The organism is Roseibium sp. (genome assembly GCF_048260565.1).
Lineage (GTDB): Bacteria > Pseudomonadota > Alphaproteobacteria > Rhizobiales > Stappiaceae > Roseibium.
In genome coordinates this window covers 86,430-112,731 of the sequence record NZ_JBLXGP010000013.1, presented here as the reverse complement: position 1 = coordinate 112,731, position 26,302 = coordinate 86,430, and the positions used below count along the sequence as shown (strand labels likewise).

Here is a 26,302-nt window from a genome sequence, read left to right as displayed (position 1 = left end):
GGCGGCTCACTTGAATACGAAACCGTTGTTGACCGGCAGCACCTGGCCGGTCAGCGTCAGGGCACCCTCGCTGACGAGGAAGGCGATCACGTCGGTGATCTCCGAGGCTGCCTGCGGACCGGGAACCGCCCTGCCCTCGGAGTAGAGCCGATGGCGGGCTTCCGGTACGTAGTCGGTGGATTCCGTGGTCAGGATGCCCGGCGCGACCGCCGTCACCCCGATCCGTTCCGGCCCGAGTTCACGGGCGAGCGAACGGGTCATGGACATGACCGCGCCCTTGCTCGCCACATAGGACATCAGCCGGGGCGCACCCCAGAGTGCGGTATCGGAGGCCACATTGACGATCCGGCCGGAGCCGGAGGCCGCCAGCATCGGCCGGCAGGCGCGGGTCATCAGCCAGGTGCCGCGGACGTTGACGCGCATGACCCGGTCCCAACTGTCGATCTCGATCTCGTCGAAGGGAATGCCGCCGATGCCCGTCGCGATCGCGCCGTTGTTGACGAGACCATGAAGCTTGCCCCCGGTCTCGGAAGCAACGGCCTCGCCAAGCGCCTGAATGGATGCCGGTTCGCCGAGATCGACGGGAAGGAAGCGGACCGCGTCACCAAGCTCCTGCGCCACGGCACGGCCTTCCTCCTCGGCGATATCCGCCAGAATCAGCCGGGCGCCATGGCCGGCAAGACACCGTGCGATTTCACGCCCGAGGCCGCGCGCAGCACCAGTGACGAGTATGGTCCGCCCTTTAAGCATTACTCGGCTGCCTCCTGCGCGCTCAGTTCAGCCTCGATCTGGCTCTTGGCCGCGCGGGTCAGCATCTGGCGAATACGGGAAACACCAAGGTCGTGCTGGTACAGCATTTCGCGCTTGCGGGCGTCGTCCGGCATGCCTTCCAGCATGACCCGGTCCTGCTCCAGCACGTGCCAGTGACGCTCTTCGAGCATGGCGCGATAGAGGAAGCGCCAGCTTTCGCGGGCCAGTCCGCTGACCTTGCGCAGGCGCCAGAAGAACACCTTGCAGGTGGTCTCGTCGATCGGGGACACGAAGCCGACGATACGCATGTTGCCACCGGGGCCTGCCGCCGGCGGATAGGGAATATCGAGGAAGCAGAACATGGTGCCAGGATGGATCTCGAACTCCGTCCAGTCGAAGTTGTCGCCGGCCTGCTCGACCCGGCTGACGCGGAAGCCGTCATCGGTCTTGTCCAGCTTCATCAGGTCCTGCTTGGCGCCATAGGCGAGCGTGAAGCTCTCCGCATGCAGGTAGCAGCCATGCATCGGGTCTGCGAGATTGTCGATAGCGTAGCGGTAGTTGGTGCCCCAGACGGAGGTACACAGGAAGCCGGTCCACTCGTCGCTGGTGAACTCCTGCGGCAGGGCCAGTTCCGGCGGTTCCGGGTGCTCGACGCTCGGCATGTAGACGAAGACCGCGTCGTGGGTTTCGGTGGTGTGGAAGGATTTCAGCGCCTTGCGGCCCTCAAGGGCACATTCCGGCATGGCCGGCACCCGCTTGACGACGCCTTCGCCGTCAACGATGACGCCGTGGTAGCGGCAGCCGATATTGCCGTCATGGATTTCGCCATAAGACAGCGGCGCACCGCGGTGCGGGCAGAAATCCTCGATGCACTGGATCTTGCCGTCCTTGTCGCGCCACAAGACCAGCTTCTGGCCGAGCAGGCGCGCACCGTAAGGCCGGGAATCCTTGATTTCGACGGATTTGGCGACCGGGTACCATTGCCCCAGGAGCCCCTGGTTGACGCGTTCCTCGATCAGCGCCTTCTTGTCGATATCGGCCATCTCTCTCCACTCCTTGTCCAAGGCCGGCGGTCTCATGTCCCGCCCCGGCTCTCACCTATGCTCTGGTGTCTTTTTCTCGCGGTTTTCCTTTCCCGGCCGATTTCGCCGGGGTGAACCGCACCGCATTTCCCTCAGGTCGGACGGCCCGCGCCGATCCGTTCAGCTCTGCGCTTTCGGCAGGTAATGGAGCACGCGCTCCTCGACCCGCGCGATCGCGGTATAAAGAACGATTCCGATGACCGTGAGCAGCACGATGGCGTTGAACACCATGGCCGCATTCGCTTGGCCGCCGCCGTAGGAGATCAGGAAGCCGAGCCCGACGTTGCCGCCGACCAGTTCGCCGACGGTCACGCCGATCACGGCAAGCGTCGACGCGATACGAAGGCCCGCCAGCAGGTTCGGCATGGTGGACGGCATCTCGACCTTGAAGAAAACGCCCAGGCGGGACAGGTTGTAGGCGCGCGCCAGGTTGACCAGGTCCCGGTCCACCGTCTTCATCGCCTGCAGCACATTGACCAGCACCGGAAAGAACACGATCAGGACGGTCACCAGCAGCTTGGGCATGGCGTTATAGCCGAACCACATGATGAACAGCGGCGCGAAGGCTACCTTCGGCGCGATCTGCAGCGCCAGAATATAGGGCGACAGCACCTTTTCCCAGAAGCTCGACATGCCCAGGACATAGCCGATAACGGCGCCGAGCAGACTGCCGAGAGCGAACCCCAGGACGGTGTAGACCGCGGTGGAGATCGTGTTGCCGAGCAGGTTTTCCTGCTGCCACATGCGGACCATTTCCACCGCGCAGTCGGACACGGTCGGAATGATATACTTCGGCACGCCGAGCGCGGGCGGCAGAAACTCCCAGCACAGGAGCAACACGGCCAGGACCGCAAGGCTCATGAACAGGGTGCTTTTCGACGAAGTCATCGGCTTCTTCCGTCTCTTGTGATCTCCACGGGCCGCGGCGGCAGGCGCCGCGACCCCGATTGAAGAACTGGCATCCGTCATTGCGGGACGAACTCGTTGGTATAGAGATCTTCCACCGGAACGGCCGTCTTGACGATACCGTTGTCGATATAGAACTTCTGCACCTTGGCCATACGCGCCGGATCGAAGGCACCGAGCGGCTGACCTTCAGCGGCCGGATAGACCTTCTCCACATAGGCGCGCATGATGGCCTCGATCGCCTTTTCCTTGCCGGTGTGCTGCGGCACGAAGGAGACGTATTCCTGTGCAGCCTTGGCCGGATCGGCCTGGATGTCCTTGAGGGCACGGATCACGCCGGCAACGATGCCCTTCACGACTTCCGGACGCTCGGCAATGGTCTTGTCGGAGGCCAGGATCGCCTGGGCCATGGCCGGGAACATGGTGTCGACGGAAACCTGGTCCATCGGAACGCCGGCAGCCTCGATAGCCGCGATCCACTCCGGCACACCGGACATGCCCTGCAGGGTGCCGGCAATGGTCAGCTGAATGATGCCGCCAGGGCCGACGCCCTGGATGTTGACGTCATCCTTGCTAAGGCCGACGGACGCCATGGCGCCAAGCAGGTTGTAGTAGGTCGTGTCCTGGAAGCCGAGCACGCCGATCGCCTTGCCCTTGAAGTCGGCCGGACCGGTGATGCCGGAATCCTTGCGCCAGGCAAGCTGGGTCAGACCGCGGCCGCCCAGGAGGGCAACACCGCGGATGTTCAGGCCATTGGCGCGCACGATGATCGGCGTGTCGCCGATGCCGCCGCCGATGTCTGCGTTGCCGACGGCAACCTGGGTGGCTACATCCGCGCCGCCCTTGCCGACCATGAAGGTGACATCCAGGCCCTCATCGGCGAAATAACCCTTGTTCTTTGCAAGCTGGAACGGGGCGAAGGCAGGCAGGAAGTCCGGTGCCGGGAAAAGGTAGGTCACCTTTTCGGCAGCCTGGGCCGCACCTGCGGAAACCGCCATCACGGCGGCCATCATGCTAATTGCGAAACGCTTCATTACAGAGATCCCCTGCTGGATTTCAAAACGATCTAGATGGTCTTTTCTTCTAGTTTGAGCAGCTCGAAGAGCTGCGCGGCGTAGTTATTGACTTCCGGCAACTTGCGCCGCTGCAGTGGCCGTTCACGGTGTGGCAGATCGACCTTGATGTCCGCGATCACGCGTCCCGGACGCTCCGACAGGACCAGGATCCGGTCGGACATCAGGACGGCCTCGGCAAGGTCGTGGGTGATCAGAAGGGTGGTCTTCCGGCTTTCCGAAATCGTTTCCGCGAAGCTGTTCTGCAGCAGCATCTTGGTCTGCGCATCGAGCGCGGAAAACGGTTCGTCGAGCAGAATGATCTCGGGATCGATGGCAAGGGTGCGGGCCAGGGCCGCACGCTGCCGCATCCCGCCGGACAACTGGTAGGGATAGTGCCCCTCGAAGCCGTCCAGATGGCAGTGCTTGAGTTCCTTCATGGCGATGGCACGACGCTCCTCGCGCGCCACCCCACGGGACTCCAGACCGAACTCGATGTTGTGCACAATGCTGCGCCAGGGCAGCAGCAGATCCTTCTGCAGCATGAAGCCGACATGCTGGTTCGGACCGGTCACCTTCTCGCCACTGACCAGGACCTCGCCGACGGTCGGCTGATACAATCCGGCGGTCATGCTCAAGATGGTGCTCTTGCCGCAACCGGACGGACCGACGACAGAAACGAATTCCCCCTCATCGACGCGGAAGCTGACGCTGTCGACAGCCGTCATCATACCGCCGGTGCGGGACTCGAATTCCTTGCTGACGCCGCGAAATTCAAGCGCCATAGCCGTTTTCCAGGTAAGCGCTGTCGAAGTCCGCGTTGATGGCCGTGAGCTCTTCCGCCAGAAGCGCCTCGGTCCAGTCGGTCTTGCCCGAGATCGGCGCGACGACCTTGCGGTCCGTCAGGGCAGCGGCAACAGCGGCATAATCGCTTGCGCCAGCGCCATAGATTTCCATCAGCGCTTCGGCGAGTTTTTGCTCGACCTCGGTCAGGTCCCGACCCCGGGACTGATGGGCAAGCGCCGGACGGCTGGTGTCGAACGCTTTTTGCGACAGGCGGTCTTTAAACAGATCCATGTGACCCTCTGATTTTGTTCAATTTTGAACACATTGATCAATTATGATGATTGCGCGGATAAAGGGGTCGAGTCAATGAAAAATTCAAAAAAGCCCCCGGAAACGCTTTTCGAACAAGGGAACGCGCCACTCCGACAAAGAAGTTCGGCGCTCACATGAGCGCCGCAGGGCGGATCTCCCTGTCCTTCCAATCCGCCCGCCGTTCTTCGCACTAAAGCATTGCTTGGGGTCAGGCGGATCGGCAATGGCTCAAGGCTTCTGTTTCATCCGCTCACGGTACAGATCCATCCCTGATCCGATTTGCACATCAGATGAGCAAAACACATCCGTTCGAAGTCCAGGCAATGGGCAATTTGCTCATAATGACTCCAATCCAACTTTATTCCTATATAGGACTTGTGGCCTATTTATTGAATCTGTAGCGTAATAAGCATCAGTCCTTTATAGGACTTTATCCAGCGCGACAGGTGCAGACCGTGAAAGTTTCGAAACTTGGTTCGGCAAAAGCGAAACACCGGCAGATCTCCGAAGAGATCCTGAGCGCCATTGAAGACGGGCGTTGGCTTCCGGGGGACCGCCTGCCGGCCGAAGACCAGCTCGCTGCTGAAATGGATGCCAGCCTCGGAACCGTGCAGCGGGCCCTGCGCAGCCTGGTGCAGATGGGCGTGGTGGAACGCCATCACGGGCGCGGCACCTTCGTCACCGGCGCCCAGGCCCAGGAAGGCCAGTTGCGGCACTTCCGTTTCATGGCGGAAGGCGGCAAGCGGTTGCTACCCGTCTACTTCAAGATCATCGACGTCGAGCTGACCAGCGAGAGCGGACCCTGGAGCAATTTCTTCGGGACACCGGAAGAGAACTATGTCCACATCCATCGCCTCGTGAACGTCAACGACGAATTCGACGTCTTCAGCGAGATCTACCTGCCCGCGAGCCGGTTTGCCGAGATCGCCGATATGAGCGAAGCGACCCTCAACGGCGTTTCCTTCCGCGACTTCCTGGCCGAACGCTTCAACGCACCGACGATCAACACGCATCAGACGATGGTGTGTCAGCCGCTGCCGCCACGGATCACGCGCGTCCTGAACGTGCCCCATGGCCAATACGGCATCGTCTGGACCATCGGCGGCCTCAGCTACCGGGACGCGCCGATCACCTGGCAAAGGATCTTCGTACCGCCGAGCGACCGGGTCATCGAAATCGTTCCCATCTCCTCGCCGGAACAGACCAACCTGCGCGAGATGTTTTGACATGCCGGTGAATCCCGCATCGCCGGTGAAAACCAGAATGGGCGCCAAGCCCATCGTGACCAGTCCGCTTTTGGGGAGCGGATCAAACCACAGCAGACAGGAGCACCTTCCATGAACCTGACCTTATCCAATCGCCCCGGCCTGACCAGCAGGCTGTTCCGGACCGCACGCACCGCCGTTGCGGCCCTTTCCGTGAGCCTCGTCGTGCTCGGTGGCGCCAGCGCCGAAGACTATCCGGAAATGACCCTGAAATTCGGCCATCCCTACAACGAGACCCATCCGCTCGCCAAAGGCGCGCAGATGTTTGCCGACAAGGTCAAGGAAAAGAGCGGCGGTAAGATCACGATCCAGGTGTTCCCGAACAGCACCATCGGGTCCTCGCGCGAGTTGGTCGAATCCGCCCAGATCGGCGTTGTCGATTTCGCCCTCGTGCCGACCACCAACGTGGCGAGCTTCTATCCTCCGCTCGACATCTTCTACCTGCCGTTCCTGTTCCGCGACAGCGAGCATGCCTATGCGGTTTCCGACGGCCCGGTCGGCCAGGCGCTTTATGACGGCCTGCAGAAGCAGACCGGCATCCATACGCTTGCCATGTATGAAAGCGGCTTCCGGACCATCACGACCCGCGACAAGAAGATCGAGATGCCGGACGACATGAAGGGCGTGAAATTCCGGGTCGTGAACAACCCGCTCAATGTCGCCACCTTCAAGGCGCTCGGCGCCAACCCGACGCCGATGGCGCTGTCCGAGGTCTTCACCGGCCTGCAGCAGGGCACTGTCGACGGCCAGGACAACCCGGTCGGCAACGTCAAGGCCTTCGGCTTCGACAAGGTTCAGGGCAACATCACCCTGTCCCGCCATCAATGGGCCGGCATCATGTTCCTGGCAAGCGACAGCCTCTGGCAGAAGTCTCCGGACAACGTGAAAGAGCTGTTCAAGGAAACCGCCATCGAGACCCAGGACTGGGAGCGCAAGGAACTGAACGCGGTCGAGGCGACCTATCTCGACGAGATGGCGAAGGGCGGCATGGTCGTCACCCGCCTGACCCCGGAACAGGCTGCCGCCTTCCAGAAGGCCATGGAACCGGTCTGGGCCGAATACAAGGACAAGATCGGCGCCGAACTGATCCAGTCCGCGGTCGAAGCCAAGTAAGCACCCGCACCACCGGCAGGGAACCCAGATCATGCAGGTCATCAAGAAATTCCTCGACCTAACCGAGCTTGCACTGTCGGTGGTGTGCGTCCTCAGCTTCGTCGCGATGTTCGTTCTCGGCATCGCGACGGTGGTCTTCCGCTTCATCATCGAAAGCTCCCTCGCCTTTCCCGACGAGCTCATCCGCTATCTCTTCATCTGGATGATCAGCCTGGGCTCGGCCGTGGCTCTGAGACGAAACGTTCACGCGGCGATCGGCGTGGTGGTGTCTCACCTGCCCACGGTCCCGCGCCGTGCCGCGCTGGTCGGCTCGTCGTTGCTCGGCATCGTTTTCTTCGCCCTGATCCTGGTCGCCGGCATCAAGCTGACGATGCGGGTCCAGTCGCAGATCTCTCCGGCCCTGGAAATCTCCATGGCATGGGTCTACGGCGCCGTCCCCGTCGGCATGGCTTTCCTCATTCTGTTTTCGCTGGAACTGGTCGTCAGGCAGATCAAGGCGCCCGACGCCGAGCTTCTCGCAGATGGCCAATAACCTTCACCTTCCTGAAATCGGTACACTTCCATGGTAACGGCAGCGATTTTCGGATCTCTCATCCTGCTCATGCTCATCCGCACGCCGATCGCGGTGGCGCTGGGCCTGTCGAGCGTCCTGGGACTGATCATCAGCGGCATCGATCTCCAGATCGCCGCACAGCGCCTGCTGTCGACGAACAATTCCTTCCCGCTGCTCGCCATTCCCTTCTTCATTCTTGCCGGGGAAATCATGTCGACCGGCGGCATGTCTCGCCGTCTGGTCAATTTCGCAGGTTCCCTGGTCGGGCATCTGACCGGCGGACTGGGAGCCGTCGCCATTCTCGGCTCCAGTTTCTTCGCAGCCCTGTCAGGCTCCAATGCGGCGACGGTGGCCGCCATCGGCGGGGTCATGAATGCGCCGATGGAGGAAAAGGGCTACCGTCCGCAATATACCGCCGCCGCTATCGCGGCCGCCGGCGTCACCGGCATGATCATTCCGCCGAGCATCCTGCTTATCCTGTATGGAGTTGTCACCGGCGTATCGATCGCCGATCTCTTCCTCGCAGGCCTGGCGCCCGGGATCGTCATCTGTCTTTCCATGCTGGTGCTCAACTGGTTCATGACCCGTCGCGAGGGCATCGAGAAGACCGAGTTTCAGGGTCTGACCGGGATCTGGGACAGCTTCCGTGCCGCCTTTTTGCCGCTGCTCATGCCGGTCATTATCCTGTCGGGCATCTATGGCGGTGTGTTCACCCCGACGGAAGCCGCCATCGTTGCCGTGCTCTATGGCCTGATCGTCGGCTTCATCTACCGGGAATTGACGCTGAAGGATCTCTACAAGGCGTTCCAGAAGGCGGTTCTGTCGTCAGCTGTGGTGATGTTCATTATGAATTCCGCCGGTGTCTTTGCCTGGCTGATCACCATCAACCAGATCCCCCAGAGCATCTCCGCCTATCTGGCCGACGTCGCAGGCGGCCCGATCCTCTACCTGCTCCTGGTGAACATCTTCCTGCTGTTCGTCGGCTGCATCATGAACGCGGCCGCGGCCGTCGTCATCTTCACCTCGATCCTCTATCCCGCCGCCATGAGCTTCGGCATCGACCCGATCCTGTTCGGCATCATTGTTTCGGTGAACCTGAGCATCGGCACCGTCACGCCGCCGCTCGGCGTCGACCTGTTCATCGCATCCGCAATCACCAAGGTACCGATCGAAAAGATCGTGACCACCATCTGGCCCTATATCGGCGTGCTTCTGATCGATCTTCTGATCATCACCTACTTCCCGTCCGTTTCCCTGTTCCTCGTGCATCTGTTCGGCTGAGGCCCTCCAACCTGCCGCCTTTCCGAGCATCAAGAATAAAAGAAGGTTTCAAATGTCCGCCAGCGTACCCGTCACCGATCGTCAAGACCGCCCCTGGGAAGCGATGAACAGCGGCGTGATCCGCGACCCCATCGACCAGTCCCTGCTGGGCCATGCAGAGATCACGCCGGCGGGCGCGTTCGAGGCGGGCTCCTACGCATCGTTTACCCTGGTCTATACGGCAGGCACCTTCGGCATCGACGATTCCGGCAGCCTCCGGGTCTGCTTCCGGTTTGCATCCGACCAGGGCAATCCGCAGTTCGACGACCCGGCGGGCGCCAACTATTGCACCGTGGAAACCTCCAACGGGGCGGTGCTGCAGGTCCGCTGGGATCCGAAGGGAAACGTGCGTCCCTGGGACCGCACGCTCTGGATCAAGGTGGTCAAGGGCTTCCTGCAGGTGGGCGACACGATCACCATCCGCTTCGGTGTCACCGATCACGGCGGACCGGGCATGCGGCTGCAGACCTTCTGCGAGGACACGTTCGAGTTCCGGGTTCTGGTCGATCCGATTGCCACCTTCAATTTCCAGACCCTGCCGGTCCAGCCGATGATCTCGATCGTACCGGGGCCGGCGGCCAAATATGCGGCCGTGATGCCGACGCTGCGCCGGCCGGGCGAGACCTTCGCGCTCAAGATCAAGGGCGAGGACAAATGGGGCAATCCCACCGACCGTTGTTCGGGAAAACTGTTCCTGATGGCGGAAGGCAGTATCGACGGTCTGCCGGAAAGCGTTGAGATGACCGAAGGCGTCTTCGGCGTCACCGTTCCGGGGCTTTCGGTAAGCGCGCCGGGCAAAGCGGCCGTGGTCGTGACGGACGAAGTGGGCATGATCGTCGCCCGCACCAATCCGCTCCTCATTGAAGACAGAGAACTGGTGCATTTCTGGGGCGACATGCACGGCCAGTCGGAAGAGACCATCGGCACCAACAGCGCTTTCGGTTATTTCGCCTTTGCCCGCGACAAGGCCTGGGTCGATGCCTGCGGCCATCAGGGCAATGACTTCCAGATCACCGACGCATTCTGGGCCGAACTCAACCGCATCACGGGGGAGTTCGACAAGCCGGGCGAATTCGTGGCCATGCCCGGCTACGAGTGGTCCGGCAACACCGCACTCGGCGGAGACCGCAACATCTTCTACCCGACCGACGACCGTACGATCCGTCGGTCCTCACATGCGCTGATCGAGGACCAGACGACGGCGGAGACCGACTGTTTCACCGCCCGGGAGCTGTTCCAGGCCTTCGCGGACAACAACGAGACCGACGTGGTCTGTTATGCCCACTGCGGCGGCCGCTATGCGGATATCGGCTACGCCCATGACGGCCGCTTCGAGAAATCGGTCGAGGTTCACTCCTCCTGGGGCACCTTCGAGTGGCTGCTGCACGATGCCATCAAGTTCGGCTACCGGGTCGGCGTGGTATGCAATTCAGATGGCCACAAGGGACGTCCGGGGTCAAGCTATCCGGGGGCGGGCAAGTTCGGCGCGATCGGCGGGCTGACCTGTTTCAACGTGCCGGAACTCAGCCGAGAAACCTTGCTCGACTGCATGCGCAAGCGCCGCCACTACGGCACCACCGGTGGGGACGGCGGGCGCATGGCGATCACCGTCGAAACGCGTTTCACCCAGGACGCGAGCCTCTATCATGACGACCCGAAGCTGTTTGCCGACAGCACGCCGGTCACGACGCGCTCTGCCATGATGGGCGATATCGTTCATCTGCCGGAAGGCGAAATCGAGCTGGTTGTCTCCGTCGACAGCAATTCGCCGATCCTGAAGGTGGATATCTTCAACGGCCTCGACCTGGTGGAGACCATCCGCCCCTATGGCGAAGACGACCTCGGCGCGCGCCTGCGGCTGCACTGGGAAGGCGCGGAATACCGCGGCCGTTTCCGGGAAGTCATCTGGGACGGCTCAGCCATGGTTTCCGACAACAGCGTCACGGCGGCCACGCCGGTCAACTTCTTCAATCCGGACAAGACACTCGATCATACCGGCCCGACGGAAGTTTCCTGGAAGGCTTTGACCACCGGGAATTTCGGCGGTGCGGATGTTTATCTGGAAGACGCCGAAGCCGGAACGCTTTCGGTGAAGACACCGCTGGTCAGCTTCGAGGTTCCGATTTCAAAGATCGGTCTGGACGAACAGGTCTTCGACGCCTCCGGAGACCTGCCGCGCTTCTTCAAGGTGAGCCGGCTGCCGGCGGTCAATCCGCACCGGTCGCTGCGGTTTACCAGATCCGTTGTCCTGACGTCCGACGGCGACAATCCGGTCTACATTCGCGTCGAACTGGAGGACGGCACCCGGGCCTGGACGAGCCCGATCTATCTCTACCGCTGATCCGGGAGTGAACCGCAGACCGAGCCCGCGTATCTAAATCCCTCCACCCGCACTGAACCGCCCTGCCGCCTCTCCTGTCGCAAACGCCGTACCCATGACGCGAATGGAGGCGTAGGCGGCGCTGTCGGCGCCGACGACGCGGCCGGCGTAGCACAGGTTATCGACGCCCTTGGCACGCAGGCAGTCGAGCGGGATGTCGGCAAAGCCGTCGCCGCCGATGGAACGGTAGACCGGTTTTCCGGGGACCGAATGATCCTCGATCGGCCAGGCCGCGCGGGCAACGCCGTCCGGGCGGCGGCGGCCGATCAGAAGATCCTCGGCCGTCAGTTCGTAGCGCGCCGGCGGATGGCGGCTTTCGCGCACGCCGATCTGGGGGCCGGTCTGGGCGAGGTAGGCGTTCTCGAAGCCGGGCACATGCTTGCGCAGCACGTTGACATAATCATGGGCGGCAGCGCGGGAGGCCTGTTCGGCGCGGGTGAAGCTCTTGGAACTGAGATCTTCCAGCGGGTGATCGAAGATCATCCACCACATCTCGCCGGTTTGCGGCACTTCCGTGTAGATGCCGCCGTCGGTGCGGGCGACCGGCCAGTCGCCGGTCTTGTTGTAATCCTCAAGCGCGGCAATGATCGCCTTGCGGTCGATGGGCACGGACGGATTGCGCCCGCCCACGCGGATCGGTCCGGAAACCGCCTGTAATTGCCCCTGCTCATTGCCCGTTCGGCAGGCAAGGCCGGTCAGGAGCGCCAGATTGGCGTCTCCCGTGGCATCGACGAAGGCTTCCCCGACCACCCGTCTGCGGCCGTCCATGCCGGCAAGGGTCACCGATTCCAGCCGGTCGGCGGTGCGGGTGACGGCAGCGACGCGCGTGTGCAGGAGAACGTCGACGCCGTGGCTTTGCAGCACCCGGTCGAGCGCCAGCTTCACCGCTTCCGGTTCGAGCAGGATGATCCAGTTGGACGTGGTCGGCGAACGGAACGGATCGCAGGGCAGGCCGAGTGCGCGCAATTCGTCGAGCACCAGGTCGGCGACACCGCCCACGGCTTTCACCGGTTGCGGTCCCTGCTGGAAGAAGCCGCAATAGGCGAGCACGTTGGAGGTGGTCGCAGCCCCGCCGAGGAAGCCGTATTTTTCCACCAGCAGCACCTTGGCGCCTTCCTGCGCCGCGCCGAGAGCGGCACCGACGCCGCCGGCACCGCCGCCGGCGACGATCACGTCATAGTCGGCCTCCGGCTTGCGGCTCATGACCGCCAGTCCAGTAGCCGACGCTCGATCAGGCCGATGACCGCGGAAACAATGACGCCGAGCAGCGACAGGATCACCACGCCTGCAAACAGCCGTTCCAAGTCGTAAAGGGAGCCCGCTTCCAGGATATAGGCGCCGATTCCGTATTGCGCGCCGAGCATTTCGGCTGCGACCAGCAGGATGATGGCGATCGCCAGGCTGATGCGCAGGCCCGACAGGATCCCCGGCATGGCGCCGGGAAGGACGATCTTGCGCACGATGGAAAACCACGACAGGCCGAAGCTCTGGCCCATGCGGATCAGCGACCGGTCGACGTTATCGACCGCCCCATAGGTGGCAACGACGGTGGGCGTGAAGGTGCCGAAGGCGATCAGGGCGTATTTGGAGCCTTCGTCGATGCCGAACCAGATCACGAAAAGCGGCAGCAGCGCGATCTTCGGGATCGGGAAGATCGCGGCGATCAGCGGCACCAGACCGGCGCGGATATAGGAAAACAGGCCGATAACGACACCGACGGAGACGCCGACGCTGGCCCCGATGGCGGCACCGATCACGAGGCGGGAAAGCGACAGCGAGAGATGCTTGTAAAGCAGGCCGGACGAATAGAGGTCGCCTAAGGTCTTCAGGACATCGGACGGCCTGGGCAGAGTCAGGCTGGTAATCCAGCCCGAGCGCGTGCCCCATTCGACCACCCCGATCAGCACGGCAAAAACGGCAAGGCCGACCCAGCGTCGGCTTTTCGGCGCGAAGCCGCCGCCACGGAAACGGACTTCAATCTGGCGGTCGTCGGCCTGGGCCGGCGCGGAATTCAACGAGAGATCAGACATCGATCAGCTCCTCATCCGCCGCCCGCGCCTCTTCGCGCATCAGACCCCACAGGTGCTTCTGGATGTTCTCCAGTTCCGGGTCGGCGTAACCGCGTTCGGACAGGGGCTTGTCGATGGTGACGATCTCGCGGATCCGTCCCGGCCGACGCGACAGCACGACAACCGAATGGCCGAGGCGAACGGCCTCGGCGAGGTTGTGGGTGACATAGACGGCGGTAAACGGTGTGCGCGTCCAAAGGGCGATCAGATCGTCCATCAGGAGTTCGCGGGTCTGGCTGTCGAGGGCAGACAGGGGTTCATCCATCAGCATCACCGCCGGGTTGACCGCAAGCGCCCGGGCAATGGCGACCCGCTGCTTCATACCGCCGGAGAGCTGCTTGGGCAGGGCCTTGGCGAAATCGGTCAGCTTGGTGCGGGCAAGGACGTCGGTGATGATCGCATCCGCCTTGGCGCCGCGGATACCGTGATCCTCCAGCACCAGCGAGATGTTGCCGCGCACGGTGCGCCAGGGCAGCAGGGCGAAATCCTGGAAGATATAGGTCAGTGGGTTGAGGCAGTTTTCCGGCGGGGTGCCGAGCTGCAGGACCCGGCCCGATGCCGGCCGTTCCAGCCCGCCGGCAAAGCGCAGGAGCGTGGACTTGCCGCAACCGGACGGACCGACCAGGCAGACGATCCTCCCGGAAGGAATGTCGAGGGTGATGTCCCGCAGCACTTCCATATCGCCATAGGAATGGCTGATGGCATCCAGTCTGATGTCCATTTCGGCTCTCGGTTTGCAAAATAAAAAACCGGCGACGACCCATGGTGGGTAAACAGTCAGGCCGCCGCCGGGAGGGAGTTGCCCTCTTAGGAGTCGATCGTCTCGACGTAGCTGGTGTCCAGAAGCGTATCGAGGGTGATCGCCTTGTCGACCAGGCCTTCCGACTGGAACCAGTTGAGCTGGTCGCGCACGGAGGCCACGTTCAGGGCCGCGCCGCGGTTGAGCAGCATGGAACCGTTGATGATCGACGGAGCGGCCTTTTCCAGCGGCCGGTCGGTGTAGACGTATTTGTGGATCAGCTCGACCATCTCGTTGATGGCAGCCTCGCCGTTCTTCTTGTCCACCATTGTGTCGTCATAGTCGGCAACGCCTGCGGAATAGCCCTTGAGGAAGGCTTCGGTCAGAGCGCGGTCGTCGGCGGCGTTCTTGGCGGAGGTGAAGACGGTCGTCACCTGATAGTTCGGAATGTAGTCGGCAACGTTGCCGATGATATGGGCCGCACCGGAACCGGCCAGCGGCTTTGCGATGTGCGGGACGATGGACCAGGCATCGATCTGGTTCGACTTCAGCGCACCGATGATGGCACCGACCTTCTGCAGCGGTACGAACTGCGGCGTCACACCTTCCGCAGCCGCGATCTTGGAGCCCATGTAGTGGAACGAGGACCCGGCCGTCGTCATGCCGAAGCGCTTGCCGTCCAGCCCCTTGGGCGAAGTCAGGCCGGCCTTGAAGGCCTCGTCGGAGGCCAGGATCTTCTGGCCGTCGATGCCCGGCGCTTCGGAAAGCGCGCCGCCGATCACCTTGACCGCACCCTTCTGGGCGAGAGACACAAGACCGCCGGAAATCGCGGTGACGCCGAAGTCCACGTCGCCGCTGGCGATCGCCACTGCCATCGGCTGGGCCGCCTGGAAGAACTTGAGTTCCACATCGAGGCCGGCATCGGCGAAGTAGCCGCGTTCCACCGCGATGTAGCTGCCGGAATGGCTGGTCAGGCTGAGCGCACCGACCACGGTCTTGCGGTTCTGTGCGATGGCCGGACGGGCAAGGCCCGCCACGGCGGCGGCGCCCATCAGACCCAGTGTTTCACGTCTGTTCAGTTTCACCATGATTTCCTCCCTGAGTGTCTATGGCGTTGGTTTTTATGTGTTATCTGCCGCTTGTACTGTGCGGCACGTTATCAGCGGTTTCGGCCGAGATCGGCCGCGATCTCCTCTTCAAGACAGGCAAGTGCCTTCTCGGTGTCCTTGCCGAGGATCGCGTCGCGCAGGTCATCGTGACGGGCCTTGCGCGCAGCGAAGTCGATTTGGCCTTCCCGCAACAGCGCCAGCCGGAAGCGGCGCGACTGGTTGAAGAATTTCTCCGCCAGGTCGATCAGGCGCGGCGAGCCGCAGGCTTCCATCAGAACGGCGGACAGCGCCCGGCAGGCCTCGTCCCACTCCAGCGCGGTCAGGTCGTCAGGATGGTCCTGAACATGGGCGTCCGCATGGCGCAGGGTGTGGAATGCCGCAATGACCCGGCCTTCCCAAGCGACGTTGCTGCGCTCCATGGACCGAGCTAAACCGAGCTTCTCGATCTCCAGCCGCATCAGCAGGATGTCGCGCAGGTCTTCTTCCGTTGCCGACGTAACGCGGAAGCCGCGTTGGCTGGTGGCTTCCACCAGACCTTCTGCGGAGAGCATCCGCAGGGTCTCGCGCATGGAGTGGTTCGACCCGCCGTAGCGCTGGCGCAGGGCTTCGATCTTGAGCTTCTGGTCGGGCCGCAGAACGCCGAAGGAGATGTCCCGGCGGAGCGCCGACGCCAGCATGGCGACGACCGTGTCGTCCTCGTCCTGCCGTTTGCCAAAGAGCATTTTATGTCCCATTCCCAAAAATGTTGGATATTTTTTGAATCCTTTTATAAACGAGTCAAGATTGAAAATTCGGGAGGGATTTCATGCCGGTCACAGGCGCCACACGGCTGTTTCCGATCATCGGTCATCCGGTGTCGGGTGTGTTCTCTCCACCCGCCTTCAACGCCTTGTTCCAAAAGAAGAATATCGATGTGGTGATGGTTGGTCTGGACCTGGAGCCGGCAGCCCTTGGCGGCTTCTGGCTGGTCCTGCGCGGCAGTTCCAACATGCTCGGTTGTTCGATCACCTATCCGCACAAGCAGGCCGCCTTTGACGCCGTGGACGACATGACCGACCGGGCCGCGCGGCTCGGCGCACTCAACACCATCCGCCGGGAACCGAATGGCCGCCTGACCGGAGACGCAACCGACGGCCTCGCCATGTGCAGTGCCATTGCCGGCAGTGCGATAGACCTCAAAGGCAAGACCGCCTGGATCAAGGGTGCGGGCGGTGGAGCCGGCATGGCGATCATCGATGCGTTTTGCGAACAGGGCATTGGCTGCCTGATCCTTGAGGAGATCGACCCGGCCCGGCGTGAGGCAGCCCTGCGGCTGGTACGCGATCACTGGCCGACGGTAACGGTTTCAGAAGCGCCCGAAGAGGTACAGGTTCTCGTCAACGCCACCACGCTGGGCAAATCCGCTCAGGATCCCCTGCCTTTCCCCGAGGCTGCCATCGCCAAGGCTGAACTCTTCTGCGACGCAGTCACCGTCTCGGGCGATACGGCCTTCGTTCAGACTGCAAAACGTGCGGGCAAAGCCGTCGTCGACGGCAGCGGCATGGGTGCCGGACAACTGGACGTTCAACTGGGCTTTCTCGGACTGGATGTCGGGGCGGATTAACCCTTCAGCACCGCCTCAACCGCCTTGGCGGCGGAAAGAAGGATCTTGTCCTTATCATTGGCACCGACCAGCATCGCGCTTAAGGTCTTGTCCTGATGCTCATAGGGCAGCGCGATGGCGCAACCGTCGGCGACATTGGCGAGCGACGGATTTCGGAGCGCCAGAAGGTTCAGGCGATTGAACGCCTCGCCGTCTGCGATCAGTTCTTCCCGTGAAGGAGGCAGGATCGGCGTCGTGGGCATAAGGAGGAGATCCTCGCCGAGCTCTTCCGCGAAGGCTTCCACAAAAGCCGCGCGGCGGTTCAGGGTCTGGCGGTATTCGACCGCGGTGATTTCGCCAGCCCGGGTCATGCGGGCATGAACGCGCGGATCGAATTTTTCCGGCTCACCCTGGAAGTGATCCTCGTAATGGGCGCGCGATTCCACCGAGGTCATGTGCCAGGGCGGTACCTGCGTGTAGAGATCGACCGCACCGAGATCCCGCTCAATAATCTCGAACCCGGTAGCGCGCAAGCTATCCAGAACCGTTTCGAAACCGGCGGCAATTGCAGGGTCCATGTCGTCGAAGCCGAAGTTGCGCGCCACAATCAGGCGCCGTTTTTCCGCGGCGACCGGGATCGCCGGAAGCCCCGCCATCACCTGCCAGGCGAGTTCGCAGGCAGCGACCGTCTTCGCCATCGGCCCGAAGCTGTCGAGCGTGTCGGAGAGCGGCTTGCCGCCGGCAAGCGAGACCGAGCCTTGCGTCGGCTTGAAGCCGGTGATGCCGGTGAAGGCCGCCGGAATGCGCAAGGACCCGCCGGTGTCGCTGCCGATGGCGATATCGCACAGGCCCAGCGCCACGGACACCGCGCCGCCGCTGGTCGAACCGCCCGGCACGCCGCCGGGATAGGCGGGATTGTCGGGCGTGCCGTAATGGGGATTGATGCCGATGCCGGAATAGGCGAATTCCGACATGTTGGTCAGGCCGACGAAGACGGCTCCGGCATCGCTGAGGGCAGCAATGCACGGCGCATCGGCGACCGCCGGAGGATCGTTGCGCAGCACCTGCGTCGCCGCGGTCGTGACCTCGCCCGCCACATCGAACAGGGCCTTGACGCTGACGAGCGCGCCGGCAAGCGGCGATGTCTTTCCCGAAGCGGCTTTCGCCTGGGCACGGGCCCGTTCGACGAGGGGTTTGGTAAAGACGGCCTCGACGGCCTTGTCCTCTGCAATCCGGCTCAGGGCGGCCTCGACACGGGCGGGCGCCGTCCCGGCACTCCAGGGGAATTGCAGGTCTTTACTCATGGATGTCCTCGTCAGGTGAAAGATTGGCGGCAGGTTCTCAGGAGATAACCGAAAGCGCGCGCGAACTGTAGCCCCATTCGATCGACTTGCCCCTTACAGGATCTGTCAGGGACATTTTGAACTCGGCTGCCGGGCGAACCCCGCCGATGGCCGGCAGCGTACCGCACAGCATGGCGGTGCCTTCTTCCAAAGTGATCCCGGCCATCAGTTCGGTCAGCGGCAGGATCGAGGCGAGCGTGCCGTCCTGATAGGCGACCCAGTCTCCGCCCTCGCGGATCCAGGACTTCAGTTCCAACCTGTCGATATGATCGAGCACATCGTCCAGCAGCCACAGGTCTTCGGCGACAGGCTTGGCACAGATCTGCTTGGAATGGGCGACGGAATAGGTTTCCAGCGCCCGGTCGGTATGGTCCGACGCCAGGCCGAGCCAGATCTTGCCGTCCGCCTTCAGGAGAAACGGTTCCGCCTCGCCGGAACTCTCCCCGCCCAGAACCTCGATCCGGTCATCCCGGGTGAGGAGAGATGCGGAACACTGGTAATAGAGCGGGACGGTGGAGGGAGCGGGCACGCCGATGGCCGCCAGTTCCTCGATGTGATGGTCCACGGCGGCCCGGTCCCGGCCCGTCCATCCGGCAACAATCAGGGTATCCGGGGTGCATTCCAGCACCCCCGTCGGTGTTTTGAACTGCATGGAAAGCCTCTTACAAGGTGGATGGCAGGTAGAGTGCGATCTGCGGGGCGAGGATCAGGAGCCCCACCATGACAAGCATCGCGATGACAAAGGGAATGCAGCCGAGCATGACGTCGCTGAAGGGTCTGCCGCCCCGCGCGGCCTGCACCACGTAGAGGTTCAGTCCGACCGGCGGCGTGATCAGCGCCATTTCGACCAGGATGATCATCAGGATGCCGAACCAGATCTTGTCGTAGCCGAGATGCACGATGATCGGCACCACGATCGGGATCGTCGCCACCATTAGCGACAGGGTTTCGATGAAGAACCCGAGGATGATGTACATCAGCACGATGACCAGCAGGGTCGCCAGCGGTCCAAGCCCGAGATTGTTCAATACGTCCTGGAGGGCGCGGCTGACGCCGGCGGCGGTGAGAACGAAGTTCAGCACATAGGCACCGATCACCACGAGCATGATCATGGAGGATGTCTTGACCGAACCGCGCAGCGCATCGGCGATCATGGCCCGGCTCAGCGCCTTCTGGTGGGCCGCGATCACAAGGGCAATGGCCACGCCGACCGTGGCGGCCTCCGTCGGCGTTGCCCAGCCCGCATAGATCGAACCGACGATCGCAGCGAACAGGCCGAAGATCGGAAGAAGATCGGCAAGGCTGGCGAACCGCTCTCCCCACGAACTGGACCGGCGCGGCCCGCCGAGTTCCGGCTTTACAATGCACAGGATCGCGGTGACGGCCATGAACAGCCCGGCCAGAAACAGCCCCGGCACAAGCCCCGCCAGGAACAGCTGCGGGATCGAGCTTTCCGTCAGGAAGCCGTAGACGATCAGGTTGATCGACGGCGGGATCATGATGCCCAGGGTGCCGCCGGCGGCGATCGCCCCGGAAAAGAGCTTCTCGTTGTAGCCGAGCGCCCGCGCCTGGGGCATGGCCACCGTCGCCACTGTCGCGGCAGTCGCGACCGACGACCCGGAGGTGGCGGAAAACATGGTCGAGGTGGCGATGTTGGCGTGGACCAGTCCGCCCGGCAGCCACGACACCCATTTGTCCAGCGCCGCATAGGTCCGGTTCGCTACGCCGCTGCGCACCAGGATTTCGCCCAGCAGCACGAACATCGGGATCGCGATCAGGGTGGCACTGTTCGACGACGACCAGACGACCTGGCCGAGACCGCGCATCAACGGAAAGGGACTGAAGAAGAAGTCTATGCCGAAGGCCAGCAGGAACAGGACCACGCCGACCGGAATGGAGAGGGCGAGAAGCCCGAGAAGGCCGAAAGCGGTAAACTGGATCATGCCTCGCCCCTCGCCCCGGCAGCGGCATCGACCGCGTCGAAGTCCGCCTGCACAAGCTTTATGAGAACGAAGGCCATCAGCAGGCACGCCGTCACGGCGAACCAGAGCCAGCCTGCCCACCACAAAACCTGAGGAATCCACAAGGGCGTTTCCAGCGGCGTGTTCGCCCTCGCCCCGGTGGACAGCGTCTTGGCGACGACACTCCAGCCGCGCCAGGCGACGACCACGGCGGTTGCTGCCAGACAGAGCATGGCAATCGCATCGAGCAGAGCCCGCCCGACGGGAACAAAGCGCTGGCGGAGCAGGTCGATGCGCACATGCGCCCGCTCCGTCAGGGCGTAGCTGACACCCCAGCTGGTGGAGACAGCCATAACATAGCCGGAAATCTCATCGACTCCGCCCAATGACGCTCCCAACCGGCGGGAAACGATTTCAACGAGCGTGAAGACGACGCAGGCAAGCAGGGCAAGCCCAACGCCGATCGCCACGCGGTCATTGGTTTTCCTTAAAAAGGCAATGAGCGGAGTCATGAGTGTGCGGCCTTAGTTCACGTCAAGTTCGACGCCGGTGACCTTGCCGACGCTGTCCGACCAGCGCTTGGCCCAGTCCGAGCCGGCACGTTCGGCCCAGTCCGGAAGCACCTGGGTGATGAGCACGTCCTTCGCCTTGGCCTCATCGGCCGCGCTCGGGGTCACCAGCACCATACCGCGAGCCTCACCATAAGGACATTCGCCCTTTCCGGTCAGGCAGGCAATGTCGTTTTCAAGGGCGCCTTGCGCGTCGTCCCAGGCCGGAGCCTCGAACTTTTCCTTGATCGCGGTTTGCAGAACGTTCTTCTGCTCATCGGACAGGGAGTTCCACTTGTCCATGTTGATGGCGGTGACCACCGGATCCCAGCCGCCGAGCGGCAGGGTCATCAGATGGGTGGAGACTTCCCACCAGCCGGCGTTGTAGCCCGAGCCAGCGCCGGTGACCGCACAATCGACCACGCCGCGCTGCAGGGCGCCCGGAACCTCGCCGAAGCTGACGTTGACGCCTTCCGCGCCCAGCGCTTCCAGGAACTTGGCGGTCATGCGGCCGGAGGCACGGACCTTCTTGCCCTTGAGATCGTCCAGCGACTTGATGTCGGCGTTGCAGAAGACGACCTGCGGCGGATAAGGCGCGATCGCCAGAACCTTGGAATTGAAGACATCCTTGTAAATGTCGTCGACCATCGGCCGGGCGGCATCGACGGCCTTCTTCGCGGTTGCGGCATCGGTCGCTATCAGCGGAACGTCGAGACCTTCCAGGGGCGCGCTGTCGGCCACAGCGTAATCGGCCACGGTCATGCCGACATCGAAGACGCCCTGGGAAAGCATGCGGAAGACGTCACCGCCGGAAATGCCCATCTGGTCATGGGTGGTCAGCGTCGCGGTCAGGTCGCCGCCGGAGACTTCCGGCAGGGTCTTGGTCCAGAACGGCACTTCGTACTGCTTGTGCAGCGGCAAGCTGCTCCAGCTGCCGACGACGGACAGCTCTTCCGCGCTGACCGCGGAGCCGGCGCAAAGCGCCGCCAGCGAAATAGTGGTAAGGGCGAAACGTTTCATCATATCATTCTCCATCCTCTGAGGGTTAGAAACTCGGTTTGTTATTGTCGTTATAAGGGTAGATCGGCGGCGTCAGTTCATTCACGTCGGTGATCAGCATGGCGCCTGGTGCATGGGCAATGGAAAGTTCCGGTTTGGCCCGCATGATGGCGACCTGTGGCGTCACCCCGCAGGCCCAGAAGACCGGCACTTCCCCTTGCCCAACGTCAACGGGTGTTCCCCAGTCGGGCTTGTCGATGTTTTCAATCCCGATTTTCTCCGGCGCCCCGACATGGATGGGGCTGCCGTGCGCAAGCGGATAGCGCGCGCAAATCGAATAAACCTCTTCGATCCTATCTTTCGAAATCGGACGCATGGAGACGACCATGCCGCCGCCGAAGGCTCCGCAGGGCTCCGTCTCGATCGTCGTGCGGAACATAGGCACCGTCACGTTGCGCTCGATATGGCGCATCGGGATGCCCGCCTTTACCAGGGCGTTTTCGAAGGTGAAGGAACAGCCGATGGCAAAGGCGACGAGATCGTCGCGCCAGACGTCGTTCAGATCGCGCACCTGATCGGTGAGAACGCCGTTACGGTAGATGTTGTAAAGCGCCGCGTCGGTGCGGATATCGACCGCCGCGCCCAGACGATGGATGTGCGGATTGCCGGCTTCCGATACACCGGCGAGCGGACACGGCTTCGGGTTTTTCCGGCAGTATTCGTGGAAGTCGCCTGCAAGCTCGCCGGGCAGGATCGCCAGGTTGCATTGCAGCTGGCCGCCGGCAAGGCCGGCCGTATGTCCGGCGTAACGCCCGTGCCGGATCGCATCGCGAACCGTTGCCACATCCTGTCCGACCAAATCGGTAAATTCGACAAGTGCCGTCATGCCCACCTCAATTCCTTGTGGAAAATGCTGAGGTTGCGGGAGTATAAAGTCAAATCGCAATTTTCTGTCCAAAGTGATAGAAATTCCTGATCACCTAACAGGGTCGAACCGCCATGACGCTGGAGCAATTGAGAACGTTTTTGTGGGTGGCGCGCCTCGGCGGCGTGCGCAAGGCCGCAGAGCAGATGAACATCTCGCAGCCCGCCGTATCGGCGCGCATCACCAGTCTGGAAAGTGACCTCGGCACGGCCCTTTTCAGCCGCGGCCCGACCGGGGTTACACTGACCAAGCAGGGCGTTCTTTTGCGCAATCATGCGGAGCAGATCGCAGCCCTTGTCGAACGCATCAAGGCCGATGTCATGCCTGCCGACAGCGTCAGCAGCCTGCTCCGTCTGGGTGTGGCGGAAACCGTCGCGCAGACGTGGCTGCCCGACTTTATCGCCCGGCTTCACCAGACCTACCCGAAACTGAAGATCGAGGTGTCGGTCGACATCTCCTTCAATCTCCGGGACATGCTGCTCGATCGCTCGCTGGATCTCACGATCCTGATGGGGCCGGTGTCCGACTTCAGCGTCGACAACCTGGACCTGCCGCCCTTCGAGCTGAGCTGGTACCGCCCGCTCGACCTGGCAGACCCCGACCTGAGCGTCACCCCGGTGATCACCTATAACCGGAACTCGCGCCCCCACCGAGAACTGACAAGGGAACTCCAGGAACGCTATGGCAGTACGGCGCAGATCTTCCCGACCAACTCCCTGTCCACCGGCTTTGAAATGGTGGCGTCGGGCATCGGCGTCGGCATTCTGCCCACCGTGCTCGGACGGCGGCTGGTCGCGGAGAGGCGGATCGCCACCTTCGACCCGGGCTGGCTGCCGACGCCGCTCCGCTTCACCGCCACCTTCATCGGCGAACCGAGGGACGAGCTGATCGCGCAGGCGGCAAAGATCGCGCAGCAGGTCGCCATCGAGCACGACAGAGGCTTGCAGACCACCGCTCAGGTACCTGTCTGAGATCTCCGTCGGATCACAAGTATCTCTCCGCAATCCTGGCGGTGGAGCGCTTGCCCAGATCGCCTGAGCAGGTTTCCATCCAGACATCCGCCGCGTGGCGGCCAGTCTCGTGGAGGTGTTTCAGCAGATGCCAGACGGGTGTCATCTTCGAACGCGGATCCACCTTGGACATGGCTTCCTCGTCGTGGATTTCGTGAAGGCGTAGATCGCGAATGGCTCGAATGAGGCCGGTACCCAGGAATTGCCAGGCGCCCATGTCCTCTTTCATCATCGACAGGCCGCGCAGTTCCTTCACCAGGCTCAGGTTGAACATCATCTCGCTGATTCGGCCCGGGATTTCGTTCATGGCTCGCGCGGTTTCCTTGCGGGTGATCGGATTGACCGTCACCAGCAACAGATCGCTGCAGTCGCTTTCCTGAACGATCGGCAGAATGGGCGGATTGGCGCTGTAGCCACCGTCCCAATAGTCCTCGCCGTCTATGGTGACAGGCGGAAAATTCATCGGCAGGCAGGCCGAGGCCAGCAGGGCATCGACGCTCAGATCCGCATTGCGGAAAATGCGCGACGCTCCGGACCTAGCATTGGTGGCCGAGACGAAGATTTTCGATGCTGCCGGCGACCGGATTGCGTCGAAATCGACATGTTCCTCGAGGATATCGCGAAGAATCCCTTGGGCCATGCGGCCCAGGCGCGGTGACGGGGCCACGGAAATGCCGCCGGCGCTGACCATCGACCACAACATGTCCGCCGTTTGAAAGGCCGCAGGAAAGGCTTCCAGGAACGGCAGGATTGTCGTCTGCCGGGCGGAGCGGTTGACCGCTTTCCAGAACGCGCGAAGCCTCACAGCGGCTTCTTCCGGCCCACCGCTGACAAGGCCGGATACCAGGACCGCCGCATTCAGCGCACCGGCGCTGGCACCGCTGACCGCCCCTACGGAAATTTCCGGCGCTTCGAGGAGCCTGTCCAGCACACCCCAGGTGAATGCGCCGTGCGTCCCCCCTCCCTGAAGGGCCAGGTCAAGCGTGCGGGGTTTCGAGGCCTTCTTGGACATTTCGTCTGAATCCTGAAATGGAGCACATGGGTGTTTCGGGCTGCGCGGCTATATTGCAGTGCAGCATATCATGCTTTCAGGTGGGGCCGGTATCGTCATTTGGCAATAGCAATAGGCACCGCACCCTCGTTGACGACAGGCCGCACCATGCCGGTTTCATCTTCAGGCGCGGCCGACCTCACTTACCTGAAGAAGCAAAAAGTCCGGACTTCAACCAGGGAATACCTCGGCCACCGGTCAATTTTGTCCAAAAGTTCAAAAAATTAGCCGGCACAGCGCCTGCATATATTGTGAGCGTGCAAAACATATGATCAACTCTGAGCGCCAAAAACAGTTTCCAGGGGTTCCAAATGGCATATTCAAAACTTTTCAACTGGTCCCGGCGGGCGTTCCTGTCGGCGACTTTCGCTGCCGCAGCGGTCGCAGCGCTTCCCTTTCAGCCGGCATCGGCCAAGGACAAGCCGCTCAAGGTTGCCGCGATCTACACCGTTCCGGTGGAACAGCAGTGGGTGAGCCGCATTCACAAGGCCCTGACCGCCGCCCAGGACCGCGGCGACGTCACCTATGTCTTTTCCGAAAACACCGCCAACACCGACTATGAGCGCGTCATGCGCGAATATGCCGAACAGGGCATGGACCTGATCGTCGGCGAGGCCTTCGCCGTGGAACGCGCGGCGCGCAAGGTCGCCGCCGAATATCCGGACACGGCCTTCCTCATGGGCTCCTCCTTCGGTCCGGCCAAGCCGAATTTTTCCGTGTTCGACAACTGGATCCATGAGCCGTCCTACCTCACCGGCATGATTGCGGGCGCGACCACCAAGTCGAACGTCATCGGCATGGTCGGCGGCTACGCCATTCCCGAAGTCAACCGGCTGATGAATGCCTTCATGGAAGGCGCCCTGTCCACCAATCCGGACGTGAAGTTCCTCGTGACCTTCATCAACTCCTGGTACGATCCGCCCAAGGCCAAGGAAGCCGCCTTCGCCATGATCGACAAGGGTGCCGACATCCTCTACGCGGAACGCTTCGGCGTTTCCGACGCGGCCAAGGAAAAGGGCATTCTGGCCATCGGCAACGTGATCGATACGGCCGGCGACTATCCGGACACGATCCTCGCCTCGGCCCTGTGGCACATGGAGCCGACCATCGACAAGGCCATTGAAGCCGTTGCCACCGACAGCTTCGAGCCGTCCGACTACGGCCCCTACAGCTTCATGTCCTATGGCGGCGGCAGCTTCGTCGCGGACGAAAAGCTCGCTCCGGCGGACGCTTTAAAGGCCGCCAAGGAGAAGGAACAGGAAATCCTCGACGGCCTGTTCCGAGTCAACGTCAACGACAGCGAACCGAAGTCGACCATGTAAGATCGTCGTCCGGCTGCGGAATCGCCCCAGGATCTGACCTCGGGCGACATCCGCAGCCTGAGGCATCCGTTTATCGTCATACCTTCCGGCGTGAAGGGGTGGCGCATTCATGCGCGCTTCGGGGA

The 26,302-nt window shown here is 62.4% G+C and carries 26 protein-coding genes; 8 read left to right on the top strand and 18 right to left on the bottom strand.

Annotated elements, in window-relative coordinates:
- Positions 1 to 6: 6 nt before the first annotated feature.
- From ACN0SO_RS22025 to ACN0SO_RS22000, 6 genes are all read right to left on the bottom strand, one after another.
- The gene (locus tag ACN0SO_RS22025) at positions 7 to 750 is read right to left on the bottom strand and encodes an SDR family oxidoreductase (protein WP_417681133.1); all 744 of its coding nucleotides are present in this window, start codon (positions 748 to 750) and stop codon (positions 7 to 9) included.
- On the bottom strand, positions 750 to 1,793 hold the full coding sequence (locus tag ACN0SO_RS22020) for a Rieske 2Fe-2S domain-containing protein (protein ID WP_417681131.1): 1,044 nt from the start codon (positions 1,791 to 1,793) through the stop codon (positions 750 to 752). Before ACN0SO_RS22020 ends, ACN0SO_RS22025 begins: the two co-directional genes overlap by 1 nt.
- Positions 1,794 to 1,952: 159 nt before the next feature.
- Positions 1,953 to 2,720, bottom strand: coding sequence for an ABC transporter permease (locus ACN0SO_RS22015; protein WP_417681130.1), 768 nt, complete (start codon positions 2,718 to 2,720; stop codon positions 1,953 to 1,955).
- Positions 2,721 to 2,797: 77 nt separating this feature from the next.
- The gene (locus ACN0SO_RS22010; protein ID WP_417681129.1) at positions 2,798 to 3,772 is read right to left on the bottom strand and encodes an ABC transporter substrate-binding protein; all 975 of its coding nucleotides are present in this window, start codon (positions 3,770 to 3,772) and stop codon (positions 2,798 to 2,800) included.
- 32 nt (positions 3,773 to 3,804) lie between these two features.
- Positions 3,805 to 4,575 (bottom strand): ABC transporter ATP-binding protein, encoded by a 771-nt coding sequence (locus ACN0SO_RS22005; RefSeq protein WP_417681128.1) that lies wholly within the window; start codon positions 4,573 to 4,575, stop codon positions 3,805 to 3,807.
- Positions 4,565 to 4,867, bottom strand: a complete 303-nt coding sequence (locus tag ACN0SO_RS22000; RefSeq protein WP_417681127.1) for a recombinase-like helix-turn-helix domain-containing protein — start codon at positions 4,865 to 4,867, stop codon at positions 4,565 to 4,567. The genes ACN0SO_RS22005 and ACN0SO_RS22000 overlap by 11 nt, the downstream gene beginning before the upstream one ends.
- A 476-nt stretch (positions 4,868 to 5,343) precedes the next feature.
- On the opposite strand from ACN0SO_RS22000, the gene ACN0SO_RS21995 reads away from it, so the two are divergent.
- From ACN0SO_RS21995 to ACN0SO_RS21975, 5 genes are all read left to right on the top strand, one after another.
- On the top strand, positions 5,344 to 6,114 hold the full coding sequence (locus tag ACN0SO_RS21995; RefSeq protein ID WP_417681126.1) for a GntR family transcriptional regulator: 771 nt from the start codon (positions 5,344 to 5,346) through the stop codon (positions 6,112 to 6,114).
- Positions 6,115 to 6,225: 111 nt separating this feature from the next.
- Complete coding sequence (locus ACN0SO_RS21990; RefSeq protein WP_417681124.1) at positions 6,226 to 7,266, top strand: TRAP transporter substrate-binding protein; 1,041 nt, start codon at positions 6,226 to 6,228, stop codon at positions 7,264 to 7,266.
- 31 nt (positions 7,267 to 7,297) lie between these two features.
- On the top strand, positions 7,298 to 7,798 hold the full coding sequence (locus tag ACN0SO_RS21985; protein ID WP_417681122.1) for a TRAP transporter small permease: 501 nt from the start codon (positions 7,298 to 7,300) through the stop codon (positions 7,796 to 7,798).
- Between the two features lie 30 nt (positions 7,799 to 7,828).
- Positions 7,829 to 9,100, top strand: coding sequence for a TRAP transporter large permease (locus ACN0SO_RS21980; RefSeq protein ID WP_417681120.1), 1,272 nt, complete (start codon positions 7,829 to 7,831; stop codon positions 9,098 to 9,100).
- Positions 9,101 to 9,152: 52 nt separating this feature from the next.
- Complete coding sequence (locus ACN0SO_RS21975; protein ID WP_417681118.1) at positions 9,153 to 11,480, top strand: DUF3604 domain-containing protein; 2,328 nt, start codon at positions 9,153 to 9,155, stop codon at positions 11,478 to 11,480.
- Positions 11,481 to 11,513: 33 nt separating this feature from the next.
- On the opposite strand, the gene ACN0SO_RS21970 is transcribed toward ACN0SO_RS21975, so the two are convergent.
- From ACN0SO_RS21970 to ACN0SO_RS21950, 5 genes are all read right to left on the bottom strand, one after another.
- Positions 11,514 to 12,722: an FAD-dependent oxidoreductase gene (locus ACN0SO_RS21970; RefSeq protein ID WP_417681116.1), complete on the bottom strand. Its 1,209-nt coding sequence runs from the start codon at positions 12,720 to 12,722 to the stop codon at positions 11,514 to 11,516.
- Positions 12,719 to 13,549, bottom strand: coding sequence for an ABC transporter permease (locus tag ACN0SO_RS21965; RefSeq protein WP_417681114.1), 831 nt, complete (start codon positions 13,547 to 13,549; stop codon positions 12,719 to 12,721). Before ACN0SO_RS21965 ends, ACN0SO_RS21970 begins: the two co-directional genes overlap by 4 nt.
- Complete coding sequence (locus ACN0SO_RS21960) at positions 13,542 to 14,309, bottom strand: ABC transporter ATP-binding protein (protein ID WP_417681112.1); 768 nt, start codon at positions 14,307 to 14,309, stop codon at positions 13,542 to 13,544. Before ACN0SO_RS21960 ends, ACN0SO_RS21965 begins: the two co-directional genes overlap by 8 nt.
- Positions 14,310 to 14,395: 86 nt before the next feature.
- Complete coding sequence (locus tag ACN0SO_RS21955) at positions 14,396 to 15,418, bottom strand: ABC transporter substrate-binding protein (protein WP_417681239.1); 1,023 nt, start codon at positions 15,416 to 15,418, stop codon at positions 14,396 to 14,398.
- A 68-nt stretch (positions 15,419 to 15,486) separates the two neighbouring features.
- The gene (locus ACN0SO_RS21950; RefSeq protein ID WP_417681110.1) at positions 15,487 to 16,158 is read right to left on the bottom strand and encodes a GntR family transcriptional regulator; all 672 of its coding nucleotides are present in this window, start codon (positions 16,156 to 16,158) and stop codon (positions 15,487 to 15,489) included.
- 83 nt (positions 16,159 to 16,241) lie between these two features.
- Between ACN0SO_RS21950 and ACN0SO_RS21945 the strand changes: the two genes are divergently transcribed.
- A complete protein-coding gene (locus tag ACN0SO_RS21945) occupies positions 16,242 to 17,039 on the top strand; it encodes a shikimate dehydrogenase family protein (protein ID WP_417681108.1) in 798 nt (265 codons plus the stop codon).
- On the opposite strand, the gene ACN0SO_RS21940 is transcribed toward ACN0SO_RS21945, so the two are convergent.
- Genes ACN0SO_RS21940 through ACN0SO_RS21915 form a run of 6 tightly spaced genes read right to left on the bottom strand, consistent with a single transcriptional unit; the run spans position 17,036 to position 22,755 of the window.
- The gene (locus ACN0SO_RS21940) at positions 17,036 to 18,322 is read right to left on the bottom strand and encodes an amidase family protein (RefSeq protein WP_417681106.1); all 1,287 of its coding nucleotides are present in this window, start codon (positions 18,320 to 18,322) and stop codon (positions 17,036 to 17,038) included. The two genes, ACN0SO_RS21945 and ACN0SO_RS21940, sit on opposite strands and share 4 nt — an antisense overlap.
- Before the next feature lie 37 nt (positions 18,323 to 18,359).
- Positions 18,360 to 19,013, bottom strand: coding sequence for a DUF2848 domain-containing protein (locus tag ACN0SO_RS21935; protein WP_417681105.1), 654 nt, complete (start codon positions 19,011 to 19,013; stop codon positions 18,360 to 18,362).
- A 10-nt stretch (positions 19,014 to 19,023) separates the two neighbouring features.
- On the bottom strand, positions 19,024 to 20,304 hold the full coding sequence (locus tag ACN0SO_RS21930) for a TRAP transporter large permease (protein WP_417681103.1): 1,281 nt from the start codon (positions 20,302 to 20,304) through the stop codon (positions 19,024 to 19,026).
- Positions 20,301 to 20,792 (bottom strand): TRAP transporter small permease subunit, encoded by a 492-nt coding sequence (locus tag ACN0SO_RS21925; protein ID WP_417681102.1) that lies wholly within the window; start codon positions 20,790 to 20,792, stop codon positions 20,301 to 20,303. Before ACN0SO_RS21925 ends, ACN0SO_RS21930 begins: the two co-directional genes overlap by 4 nt.
- 54 nt (positions 20,793 to 20,846) lie before the next feature.
- Positions 20,847 to 21,893 (bottom strand): TRAP transporter substrate-binding protein, encoded by a 1,047-nt coding sequence (locus ACN0SO_RS21920; RefSeq protein ID WP_417681100.1) that lies wholly within the window; start codon positions 21,891 to 21,893, stop codon positions 20,847 to 20,849.
- Between the two features lie 22 nt (positions 21,894 to 21,915).
- On the bottom strand, positions 21,916 to 22,755 hold the full coding sequence (locus ACN0SO_RS21915) for a putative hydro-lyase (RefSeq protein WP_417681098.1): 840 nt from the start codon (positions 22,753 to 22,755) through the stop codon (positions 21,916 to 21,918).
- Between the two features lie 113 nt (positions 22,756 to 22,868).
- On the opposite strand from ACN0SO_RS21915, the gene ACN0SO_RS21910 reads away from it, so the two are divergent.
- Positions 22,869 to 23,765: a LysR family transcriptional regulator gene (locus ACN0SO_RS21910; RefSeq protein ID WP_417681096.1), complete on the top strand. Its 897-nt coding sequence runs from the start codon at positions 22,869 to 22,871 to the stop codon at positions 23,763 to 23,765.
- A gap of 13 nt (positions 23,766 to 23,778) precedes the next feature.
- Here the strand turns inward: ACN0SO_RS21910 and ACN0SO_RS21905 are convergent, their stop codons facing one another.
- Complete coding sequence (locus ACN0SO_RS21905) at positions 23,779 to 24,816, bottom strand: patatin-like phospholipase family protein (protein ID WP_417681094.1); 1,038 nt, start codon at positions 24,814 to 24,816, stop codon at positions 23,779 to 23,781.
- Positions 24,817 to 25,166: 350 nt separating this feature from the next.
- Here ACN0SO_RS21905 and ACN0SO_RS21900 point away from each other — a divergent pair, with 350 nt between their 5' ends.
- Positions 25,167 to 26,177: a BMP family protein gene (locus tag ACN0SO_RS21900; protein WP_417681093.1), complete on the top strand. Its 1,011-nt coding sequence runs from the start codon at positions 25,167 to 25,169 to the stop codon at positions 26,175 to 26,177.
- The last annotated feature ends 125 nt before the right edge of the window (positions 26,178 to 26,302 follow it).